Source organism: Nonomuraea sp. NPDC047529 (assembly GCF_040642995.1).
Classification (GTDB): domain Bacteria; phylum Actinomycetota; class Actinomycetes; order Streptosporangiales; family Streptosporangiaceae; genus Nonomuraea.
This window is the reverse complement of sequence record NZ_JBEYTJ010000072.1, coordinates 21,115-32,023: the sequence shown is the minus strand read 5'-3', so window position 1 is coordinate 32,023 and position 10,909 is coordinate 21,115. Positions and strand designations below refer to the sequence as shown.

General features: G+C 67.4%; 7 protein-coding genes and 2 pseudogenes. 6 read left to right on the top strand and 3 right to left on the bottom strand.

Features of this window, described 5'->3' with window-relative positions:
• The first annotated feature begins 274 nt into the window (after positions 1-274).
• From ABZ815_RS51290 to ABZ815_RS51280, 3 genes are all read left to right on the top strand, one after another.
• Positions 275-1,291: a bile acid:sodium symporter gene (locus ABZ815_RS51290; RefSeq protein ID WP_357710450.1), complete on the top strand. Its 1,017-nt coding sequence runs from the start codon at positions 275-277 to the stop codon at positions 1,289-1,291.
• The gene (locus ABZ815_RS51285; protein ID WP_357710447.1) at positions 1,288-1,599 is read left to right on the top strand and encodes a hypothetical protein; all 312 of its coding nucleotides are present in this window, start codon (positions 1,288-1,290) and stop codon (positions 1,597-1,599) included. Before ABZ815_RS51290 ends, ABZ815_RS51285 begins: the two co-directional genes overlap by 4 nt.
• A 135-nt stretch (positions 1,600-1,734) precedes the next feature.
• Positions 1,735-1,875: a hypothetical protein gene (locus ABZ815_RS51280; protein WP_357710444.1), complete on the top strand. Its 141-nt coding sequence runs from the start codon at positions 1,735-1,737 to the stop codon at positions 1,873-1,875.
• A gap of 140 nt (positions 1,876-2,015) precedes the next feature.
• Here ABZ815_RS51280 and ABZ815_RS51275 read toward each other — a convergent pair whose 3' ends face one another.
• Positions 2,016-2,588 carry a hypothetical protein gene (locus ABZ815_RS51275; protein WP_357710441.1) on the bottom strand — a complete coding sequence of 191 codons (573 nt, stop codon included), beginning with the start codon at positions 2,586-2,588 and terminating at the stop codon, positions 2,016-2,018.
• 222 nt (positions 2,589-2,810) lie between these two features.
• Here ABZ815_RS51275 and ABZ815_RS51270 point away from each other — a divergent pair.
• Positions 2,811-3,128, top strand: a pseudogene (locus ABZ815_RS51270) (recombinase family protein); the annotation flags it as partial.
• A 97-nt stretch (positions 3,129-3,225) separates the two neighbouring features.
• Positions 3,226-3,615 carry a MerR family DNA-binding transcriptional regulator gene (locus ABZ815_RS51265; protein ID WP_357710438.1) on the top strand — a complete coding sequence of 130 codons (390 nt, stop codon included), beginning with the start codon at positions 3,226-3,228 and terminating at the stop codon, positions 3,613-3,615.
• Between the two features lie 144 nt (positions 3,616-3,759).
• On the opposite strand, the gene ABZ815_RS51260 is transcribed toward ABZ815_RS51265, so the two are convergent.
• Entirely contained in the window at positions 3,760-5,793 is a 2,034-nt protein-coding gene (locus ABZ815_RS51260; RefSeq protein WP_357710435.1) for a catalase, read from the bottom strand.
• Between the two features lie 566 nt (positions 5,794-6,359).
• Between ABZ815_RS51260 and ABZ815_RS51255 the strand changes: the two genes are divergently transcribed.
• Complete coding sequence (locus tag ABZ815_RS51255; RefSeq protein WP_357710432.1) at positions 6,360-7,187, top strand: alpha/beta hydrolase; 828 nt, start codon at positions 6,360-6,362, stop codon at positions 7,185-7,187.
• A 346-nt stretch (positions 7,188-7,533) separates the two neighbouring features.
• On the opposite strand, the pseudogene ABZ815_RS51250 reads toward ABZ815_RS51255, so the two are convergent.
• Positions 7,534-8,558 (bottom strand): annotated as a pseudogene (locus tag ABZ815_RS51250) (IS5 family transposase).
• Between the last annotated feature and the right edge of the window lie 2,351 nt (positions 8,559-10,909).

Below are 10,909 nucleotides of genomic sequence, written 5' to 3'. Positions count from 1 at the left end.
CCCGGCCGCCTGCCCCCGGCGCCGGCCCCCGCCGAGTGGACGTGGGCGGGGCCCGGCCCACTCCTGAACTGTTCGGCTCCCGCCTCTGCCGTTGCTACGGCAGGTCAGCGGTACTGCGGGCCTTCCGGCAAGTCTGTCCGGCCGCACGGCAAGACCCTCCGCCACCTCGGGCGCCGGCTCGGCCGGGCGGCCATGGCCTACAGGCGCGCCAGTTCCCGCCCCCGGAGTTCGGGTCACTGACGGTAATCGATAGGTTGCTCAGATGATTGATCGGGTGGTGGGCACGGTGCAGCGGCGGCTGCTCGCGTTGATGATCGTCTGCTATCTGCTGGCTGCCGCCGCACCGCGGCCGGGCGAGGCGTTGCGGGCGATGGCGCTTGGATCGGGTGTTCCGGTCACGGTGCCCATGGTCTTGCTGGCTGTGATGTTGTCGACCGCCGGTCTCGGAGTGCGGGTACGGGATCTGCGCGCCGTCGTGGGTCGGCCCCTGCGGTTGGCGTCGGGCGTGGCGATGAACGCGCTCCTGCCCGTGGTGCTTTTGCCGGTTGCTGCGATGTGCCTGCGGGCCTGGCCCGATGCCGCGGAGGTGGAGTGCCTCGCGGTCGGTCTGCTGCTGGTGCTGGCCATGCCGATCGCCGGCGGAGCGGCGTCATGGGGGCAGAACGCTGGAGGCAACGTTCCCCTGGTGGTCGCCATGGTCGTGGGCTCGACGCTGCTCAGTCCTGTCACGGTTCCGTGGGGGCTGACCGTGTCCGCCGCCCTGGTCGGCCCAGGGGGCGCCCGTAGCCTTGATGACACGGCGCGGCTGGACGGGCTGGCCGGGACAGCGGGCGCGGGCGCGTTCGCGCTGGCCCTGATCGTGCTGCCCTCGCTGGCCGGGATCCTCGGGCGGGCCATACTCGGGGAGCGGCGAGCGGCACGCATCGCGCCGGTCATCAAGCTGGTCAACATCGTGAACATCCTGCTGCTGTGCTATCTCAACGCCTCCGGCGCGCTCGGGCAGGCGCTGTCGCCTCCCGACCCTGACTTCCTGGCCCTGGCCGTCGGCGTGGCCGGTGCGGTCTGCTGCCTGTCCTTCCTCGTCGGCAGGTGGATGTCCCGATGGACCAGATGCGACGCTCCCGACGGCATCTCCCTCACCTTCGCGACCGGCATGAACAACACCAGCGCGGCGGCGGTCCTGGCCACAAGCTGGTTCGCGCACCGTCCGCAGGTCCTCGTGCCGATCCTGGCCTACAGCCTGCTGCAGAAGCTCGCCGCCGGTCTGTTCGGAACCCGGCCGCGAGCGTGATCGCGATCGCAGGCGAGGCCAGTCGCATCACCAGCGGCCAGGTCACCGACCACCTCAGCCCGGTCAGGACGTTCATGACCGCGCGGGCGGTGCCGTCGTCCAGGGCCGAGGTGACCTCGTCGCAGATCAGCACGTCGGGTAGAGTCCGGCCCTCCTTCGGCGTGACGATGATCGGAGCCGGCGTGCGGACGATTCCCGAGCACACCCTGCTCTCCGAACGGCTGATCAACGTGCTGGCCACCGCGGCGCCGGGGATCCGGTTCTGTTTCAACACCTCGCCGGAGACGACGATCGACGCGATCCGCTGAGATACGCGGGAGTGCCTGGTCGATGCAGGCGCCGCCCGGTAGCCATGGCGGAAGGTCCAACGGATCCAGCCTGGACGCGAGTTCGCGCCCTCGCATCGACGGCCTGAGGCCTGAGAGCTCGCGCAGGTCACCGACGTGGCCATCACCCACAACCACGAAGACGACGTGAGCGGCCTGATCACGCCGGACGGTGCGGAGGCGTTCACCGGACTTGAGCGAGCGCCCCCGGCCGGCGGCGGTTGCGCGCTGGAGTACCTCGCGCCGCCGATCGGCTGATCGAGCCTGCCGGCTCCGGGCCGCGCTCGCGGCCCCGAGCTGGCATGCTCGTCCGGTCACCCGGGGTGTATCGGGATCAGCTGGCGTGGACCGGGCGAATCACCGCCTGATCAACGCCGGTTTCGGGTCGGAGCGGGGCCTCAGGTGTGGTCGATGAACAGCAGTTCAGGCTGCTTGTAGAGGATGCATCCGCTCGGTTCGGGGTCGCCCGGGTTACGGTGGCAGACCCAGGTCTGCCAGTAGAGCACTCCCCAGGTGTCGGGTTTGCCGACGTTCTTGAGCTTGTTCCAGCCCTCGTCGGGCATGGTGTACTGGCCGTACGCCTTCGTGAAGTTCTTGTACGACGGCTTCGCCGTGTCACTGTTGTACGGCCACGAGGTGTTCTCGTTGCGCAGGGTTTCGTCCCACAGTGCAGCCTCCGACGTGGCCCACACGCCCAGGACCTCGACGTTGATCTCCTGGCCGGCCTCGATGGGGGCCAGCTTCTTGGTCGTCCAGTTGTAACACATGAGGCGGATGTTGAGCGTGGGGGCCGCGTCGCTGCTGGAGATCTCCATCGGCCCTGACGCGATCGACGCCGACAGGCTGCCGGAAGGACATGGGTTCTGAGGGGTGGGCGTCAGGCGGTCCGCCACGCTCGCGTGGGAGATGGTCGCGGAGGACACCAGAGCGGCGGCCGTCAGCATGGGGAGAAGGAGCTTTCTGATGATCAACTCTTCTTCCTCGCCTTCTGAAGAGTTCGTCTTCTCGTCGCTTGCACCCACAGGCTGCCGACGGAGTCTTGTGATCCACTTGGAAGCCAGTGAGCGGAGGCGGCGTGAGCGAGGAGACCTGGGGTTTCCCAGGAGGGCGCGAGCGCAGGCCCGCGCCCGAACAGCAGCCGGTACCTGGCGACGGCCGACAGCATGGCCTAGACGTACAGGCCTTCGGGGAGGATCGGACAGCCCGCTATCGCCAGTTCCGGCCCGAGGTGTCGGTGGCCGAACTATGCCGGCGCGTGTTCGCCGACAAGAAGTCCGGCAAGAGCGCCGAGCGGCCCCGAGCCGGCGGCCTGCCACGCGTTCCTGACCGAAGACGACACCCTGGTCGTCCCGAGCCTCGACCGCTACCGCCGCTCTCTGGCCGACCTCATCACCATGGTCGGCGAGCTGCGCCGCCGCGAGATCGGCTTCACCTCGCTGCACGAGAACCTCGACACCACCACCCCCGGCGGCCGGCCCATCTTCCACGTCTTCGCCGCCCTGGCCGAGTTCCTCCGCGAACTCATCGTCGCCGGCACCCGCGACGGCCTGGCCGCCGCCAAAGCCCACGGCTGGACTCTCCCACATGGGGAGACACCATGCTGGGGGCATGGACGAGGAGCTGTCGCCGATCGGACAGTTCGCCAGGCTCGGCCGGCTGAGCATCAAGCAGCTGCGGCACTACGCCGAGCTCGGACTGCTGGTGCCCGCGTACGTGGACGAGCACACCGGGTACCGCTACTACCGGCACAAGCAGGCGCGCGATGCGCTGTCGATCGGGCTGCTGCGCTCGCTCGCCGTCCCGCTCGCCGTCATCGCGCAGGTGCTTTCCGATACGCCAGGTGTCCTGCAAGGAGTGCACGAGCGGCTGGAAGCCGAGCTGGCCAAGCGCCGATCGACGCTGCGCGCAGTCTCGGAGGTCACATCCGGGAGCCTGCTTCCGAGGCTTGCCGATCTCGGGCGTACAGGCAAGGCTGCGCCGGCATCCCTCGTTGGCTGACGTCTACGGGGTGCTCTCCGACGGCGAAAGTGAGTGGTTCCAGCGTGTGAGCGGGCCCGGGATGGTGCTCGCGTCAGTCGAGCACCCTAGAACCGGGCAGGCATGGGCAGGGCCGGCTGATGCCGCCCGCAGGAAGCGAGGGTCTCAGGCGGGAAAGGCGGCCACGTTCCGGTCGTAGTGGCGGTGTTGCAGGATGGCGGCGATGAACTGCCCGGTGAAGTCGTCCGCCGCCGCGGAGTCGACGACGCCCTGGCGGCAGGGCAGGGCGGCGGCCTGTAGCAGCGGTTCGCCGTCCGGCAGCGCGCCGATGGCTTTGCCGTGCCTGAACGCCTCGCGGACGAACTGCACGGCGTGCCCGTTGCCGGTCAGCTCCGCGCCGCCGGTGCACAGCACCGCGTCGTACAACACCGAGGAGGCGGCGCTGACCTGCTTGTCCACGGTCAGCGATCCGGCCGTCCCCTCGTGCGGCGCGATCACATCGCAGACCGCCTTGCCGCTCTCCAGCTCCTGCGTCACCGGATACAGTGCGCCGGCGTCGGTCTGGTCGCTCACCAAGATCGCGATCTTGCGGGTGGCCAGGCTGGAGGGCTGGCCGGCCTGGCTGAGCGCCGGGGAGGACTTGCCGTGGTTGCTGCCCTTCGGAGCTGGGGCGGGCAGGCCGAGCCCGGCGGCCACATGCCCGGCCAGCCCGGTGTCCACGTTGGCCAGCCGTTCGACCACCTGCTCCTTGATGTATCGGCGTTGTACGTGGCCCAGCTCGAACAGGAACGCCTTGATGATGTGATGCTGCTCCCAGTCCGACATGCTGTTCCAGAACAGGGTGGCCTGGCTGTAGTGGTCGGCGAAGCTGGGGCTGCGCCTGCGGATCTTCTCACCCTCGACCCGCTCGGTGTAATGCCGGAACACGCCGGTCATGTCACCGCTGAGCACTCCGGTGGCCGGGCAGCCGCCGCTGATGGAGTTCTTGGAGTAGTTCGTGTGGCTGGTGTGGATCATGTGCTGGTGGAAGCCGTCGCGGTTGTCGTTGTGGACGGGGGCGAGCGGGCGGTTGATCGGGATCTGCTGGAAGTTCGGGCCGCCCAGGCGCAGCAGCTGGGTGTCGAGATAGGAGAAGTTGCGGCCCTGCAGCAGCGGGTCGTTGGTGAAGTCGATGCCCGGCACCACGTTGGCGGTGCAGAAGGCGATCTGCTCGGTCTCGGCGAAGAAGTTGTCCGGATTGCGGTTGAGGGTCATCTTGCCGACCATCCGCAGCGGCACCTCCTCCTCCGGGATGATCTTCGTGGGGTCGAGCAGGTCGAAGTCGAACTTGTGCTCGTCCTCCTCCGGCACCAGTTGTAGGCCCAGCTCCCACTCCGGGTACTGGCCGGCCTCGATCGCATCCCACAGATCGCGCCGGTTGAAGTCGGGGTCATTGCCCTGGATGCGGAGAACCTCGTCCCACACCAGCGAGTGCGTGCCGAGCGCGGGCCGCCAGTGGAACTTCACGAACGTGCCCCGCCCCGCGGCGTTGACCAGGCGGAAGGTGTGCACGCCGAACCCCTGCATCATGCGGAAGCTGCGCGGGATCGCCCGATCCGACATCAACCACATGACCGTGTGCATCGTCTCCGGCTGCAACTGCACGAAGTCCCACAACGTGTCGTGCGCCGACTGCGCCTGCGGGATCTCGTTGTGCGGCTCCGGCTTGACCGAGTGCACGAAATCGGCAAACTTGATCGCATCCTGCACGAAGAACACGGGAAAGTTGTTGCCCACCAGGTCGTAATTGCCCTGACGGGTGAAGAACTTGGTCGCGAAGCCGCGAACGTCCCGCACCGTGTCGGCCGAACCGCGCGAGCCTGCCACCGTGGAGAAACGCACGAACACCGGAGTGAGCAGCTCCGGGTCGCACAGGAAGTCGGCACAAGTGTACTCAGCCAGCGACTCATACACCTGGAACACCCCGTGCGCGCCCGAGCCGCGCGCGTGCACCACCCGCTCCGGGATGCGCTCGTGGTCGAAGCGCGTCACCTTCTCCCGCAGGTGGAAGTCCTCCAGGATCGTCGGGCCACGCTCACCGATCGACAACGAGTTGTCGGTGTCGTCGATGCGCACGCCCTGGTCGGTGGTGTAGCGCGTGTTGGTGGAATCCACCCGGTACTGATCGAGTTGCTGCTGTTTCTGGCTGTTGTCGGTCACAGGGTCCCCCGTGTTGGACGATGGCTCGAACCGGGGGGCCATGGCTCTTCTTACCCTCACGTGTCCGGCCGCCAACCCCGGTGCGCCGGATCGCCGACCATCTGCCAGCGACCGCCATCCCGATGGTGCCGCGCCGAACGGATGCGGCGTCATCGGGCCCCTGACGCTCGGGCGAGCCACGACCCAGCGACGTCTTCCGCGGTGGATCCGACCGCATCTCAGAGCGGGCGCTTGTGACGGCACCGGCGGGGCGGAGGTAGTCGCTCGCATCACTGACCGGTGCCCGTCCCGCCGGTGGGTGCTGCCATCGATGCTGCCCCTCTCTGACGGGATCGGTTGCGGCCTACCAGGCCTGGCTGCGGCCGATCGGGCGGCCCGGCAAAGAACTCCGCATCCTGCCTTGGCCTTAGACCAACCGTGAAGCGCGGTATTGCCTGCCCTGGAGCGATGTGCCCGGATCTCCTGGCGCGCCGTCTGGCCCTCGACAAGGGCTGCGGCGGTGAAGGGGGCCGGAGCGCACTCGCGGCGTCCATCTACATGACCATCGCCCACTTGGAAGGTTCACGGTGCCATACATCACCACACGCGACAACGAGCAGATCTTCTTCTACGACTGGGGCAGCGGCCCGCCGGTCGTCTTCATCCACGGCTGGCCGCTGAACGCCGACGCCTGGCACGACCAGATGAAGGCGGTCGTCGACGACGGGTACAAGGCGATTGCGCACGACCGGCGTGGTCACGGTCGCTCCAGCCAGCCGTGGGAGGGCTATGACTTCGACACCTTCGCCGACGACCTCAATGACCTCCTGACCGCTCTGAACCTGCGCGACGTGACGCTGGTGGCGCATTCCATGGGCGGTGGAGAACTGGCCCGCTACATCGGCAGGCACGGCACCTCCCGCATCAGCAAGGCCGTGCTGCTGTCGGCGGTGCCGCCGCTCATGCTCAAGACCGCCGACAACCCCGAGGGCACCCCCCAGGAGGTGTTCGACAAGATCAAGAAGGGGATCCTCACCGAACGGTCGCAGTTCTGGAAGGACACCGCCGACGGCTTCTTCGGCGCCAACCGGCCCGGCAACAAGGTCACCCAGGGAAACAAGGACGCCTTCTGGCTCATGGCCATGGCCGAGAACATCCAGGCCGGCGTGGCCTGCGTGGATGCCTTCTCCGCCACGGACTTCACCGCCGACCTGAAGAAGTTCGACATCCCCACCCTGATCATCCACGGCGACGACGACCAGGTCGTGCCGATCGCGGCGTCGGCCGACAAATCCGCCAAGATCATCCAGGACTGCGTCTACAAGGTGTACCAGGGCGGCTCGCATGGCATCGCGCTGGTCCCCGGCGACAAGGAGAAGTTCAACGCCGACCTGCTGGAGTTCCTGCACAGCTGACGGCGGTTGCCGACCGGCGCGATCACCCACACTGCGAGGCCGTCAGACCCGGCGGAACGCCGGCGAGATCGGTGATGCGAAGTCTGGATCCGCTGGGCGCCCCTGGCCTTCCGGGGAAGCCAGGGGGCCAGTACCGAACCGGGCTTGCGCCGGCGGCGCAGCGCGTGGTCCAGGGGCGCCCCGGGCGGCTGACGTGCCGCTGCCGTGCTGCGGCGCTCGTGTCCCGATCGATGCCTGCGTACCGACGTGCCTGTCCGAACGATCGAAATCTCCCGAACGTTCCGCGATGCTAGTCTGTTATGCCGTGGCAGACAGCCGTTCGGACTACGAGCTAGACGAGTACGTCCTAGAGCCTGTACGGAGTTCGGATCTCTAGGCTGATCCATAGGACGGCCCCGCGTAGGTACAGGTCGGCCAGATGGCTGTCGGGTGTCTTGTCGAACCGGAAAGCCAGCCCACGCCATGGTTTGATCCGGTTGATGCAGCGTTCGGCCGTGTTGCGCTGCTTGTAGAGATCGGGATCGTGGGTGACCGGCCGGCCGCCGGCAGATCCGCGCTTCTTGCGGTTGGCCGCCTGGTCGGCCTTCTCCGGGATGACCGCCTTGATCCGGCATCGACGCAGGTAGGCGCGGTTGCCGCGAGAAGAGTAAGCCTTGTCCGCGGCCGTCCGCGCCCGGCCGGGTGCGCGGACGGCCGATCGGTAGCCGGACCTTGATGCGCTCCAGAACCGGGCGGAACTGCGGGCTGTCTCCGGCCTGACCGACGGTCAGGACGAAGGACAACGGACGGCATCGACCATCGGCCGCCAGATGCACCTTGCTGGTCAACCCGCCCCGGAGCGGCCCAGCTTGGCGGCCTTCAGCCGGAACCGGTATCGGCGTCGCAGCCGTCGCCGCTCGTTCCTCCCGTCGTCCCCGTCGTCGCTGTCCCTGATCTCTTCGTCGCCGGGGTTGCCGTCGAGGGCGTTTTGCCTCTTTGGCGAAGCCCCCTTTCCTGCTCGACGGCTTCTTCCAGGGCTGCGCTCAGCTCACCGTCCAAGACCATCCCGGCGGCATGATGGTGGGCGCGGGCGGTGGTGGAGTCGACGCTGACCAGGTCGAGGTCGGCCTGTCCCCGGCCGGCGGCCTCGGCGATCATGGCCTGCATCAGCTGCTCGAACACGCCGTCCCGCGCCCATGTGCGGAACCGGTCGTAGGCGGTGGACCATGGCCCGTACTCCTCCGGCAGGTCACGCCAGGGGCTGCCGGTACGAAACCGCCACATCACCGCGTTGAACAGCCGCCGCAGATCCGGGATCGGACCCCGCTCACCCAGCGGTAAGTGAGGTTCGATCAAGGACCATTCTTCGTCGGTGAGGTCTCCACGCGCCATGTTCGATGGCCTACCAGGGCGACCGGCCGTGCCGCGGGCAATCCCTCTGATCTCAACTCCGTACAGGCTCTGGCAACGACCAGCCGGTGAGCACGCAGTCCAGGCGATAAGAGCCGCGCCAGAGCGGCCAGGACCGCTCGATCGGTCCGGCCCGGCTTTGGCCGGACGACCTGACGCCGTAGTTCCGCCACTTCATGCCGAAGCATCATGATCTCGACGTCCTTGACTGCCTCGCTGCGGCCCAGCAGCACCAGCCAGCCGAACACCCGGATCACGATCAGGTGGAGGAGACGAAGAGACACAAGAACCGATCTTGCCTGAGCCGGCACCTCAGTTCGATCTGCAGGTCAAGCCCCCTGCGACGACTTTTGAAACAGTACAGGCGTCGTCGCACCACAGCTGGAGGACGTGGCTGTGCGGGGTCACGCGAGCCGAGCATCATCAGGGAGAACGTGCCCTTCTCCCGCGTCGCGACCGTGCGGCCCGAGCAGCGGGAAGGCGGCAGGACGAGCCGAAAGCTGTAGTGGTCGACCCGGGCGAGTGCCTGTGGGGCGATCCCTCTTCGCGCATCACTCCGCGAAATGGTCGCGCGGCTGTTCGGAGTCGGCGCTCTCCATCACGTGCGTGGCCGTCGACCAGGAGTTGAGGATGTCCTCCAGGTGATGGTCCTGCAGCTCGGCGACGCCGGAGTAGAGGAGCGTCGTGAGCTGCCGACCGTCGTGCGCCCTGACGGCCTAGCAGGGCAAGAATGCCCGGTCCACCTCAAGCACATCGAGGTTGAGCAGCTTGTCCGGAAGTTGTACTCGCCTCGGTCGGGACTCCGGGCAAGCTCCCCGACGGCGCCCGGACGGAAGCCGCACGTCTCGGGGGGGAGGCGGAAGACCCGCTGGGCGTATACGGCGTTCCCGGCGCGGAGGCCGGTTCGCCAGCATCGACGAGGACTTCGCCGGCATCGACAACGACGAGGAACTGCAGCGGACCAGTCGTGCCATAGCCGAACGGTTTGCCTGCGCCGGAGGTGAGGGTGCGGGTCCCACGACGGGTGTCTGCGTCCCCGCGGTCGTTGGCGCACTGGGTTTTGGTACCGGGAAGGGCGCAGCTCGAACCCTGTGTCCTGGCCGGAGGCCGTGAGTGCGCGACCGCTGCTCGTCGTGCGGTTCCATGGCCAGGGCTGGACGTGGTGGAGAGGGCTCTGTCCCGGAGCAGCGGAGACGGCCTGTCGCAGGGCCAGGCGCAGGCGTTGCAGTTCTGCCAGATCTGCTGCCGGATAGTCCACCGCTCGCTGCCGTCCGTTCTCCGCGGTCGCCTCAGCCTGGGCCATCGCCTGGACTTCGACTGCCAGCGGCTCGTCTCTCCTGGTGTCGATCCGCTGCGCCCCCCAGTCGGACCAGTTCGACCCGAACTGTCCAACGCCGACTCTGTCCCCCGCAGAGGACGCCTGAGCAACCCCTCCCTCGACTGCGCAGAGCTGCCTCGCGTCCGGTCGCGCTGACCCGAGCGGTGGGCCTGAAAATACGCAGCCCAAAAGTCGAGAAGGCCAAGTCAAAACTCTCCGACGAGCTGAACTATTGTCCTATCCCGAGCCCCCGTCAACGATTTCCAGTCCACTGGCCAATAGCGGCCAAACGCCGGCTTCGCATGGACATGGTCAGTTAGTCACCTGTCCATGGGCGATGGCTCGTCAGTGCTTCGGCCCGGCCTGGTTCGACGTCAATTCTCCATGCGGTGCCGGTTTCTCTCGAGGCGGGGTGGCCGGGCACGACGTAGTGATCTTGCCTGACACTGCTGGTGGGATGAGGTGGCGGAGGCTTGGACCCTGTCCGGATGTGGCCACGGCTGGAGGATGATTTCCCGCCCGCAATCAAGTTTCATGGAGACGAACAGCGCGTCGCCGCCTCGATCATCGACTGGAGGGGATCAGATGGCCATTTCTGGTGTCGCCAATCCGGGCGAGCGCCGACCATTCCCTGATGTCCCGGCGCAGCCGTGGTTCGGCAGCTCATCGCGGGTTTTCTTGACGGACGCATCTGCCGGAATCCGAGGCTGAGGAATATGTCTCCGACATGGCAACTGTGTCTTTATTGACCCTTGAGTGTCGACCGGCTCAATGCGGCGACCGCTGGCAGGGTCGCACCGTCCGGTGTGTGTGGCAGGGCCCTGCACCCGCATTCCCCCTACCAAGGAGGTACCCATGGCTCCCTTCCCGCCGCGAGCCCGCCTGATCGTCAAGCAGTCGGGCAAGGTGCTGGCCATCGAGAACGCCAGCCTCAAGGACGGCGCCAGCCTGAACCAGTACGACACGGGTACTCAGGACAACGAGAAGTTCGAGCTGCGCGACGCCGGCGACGGCT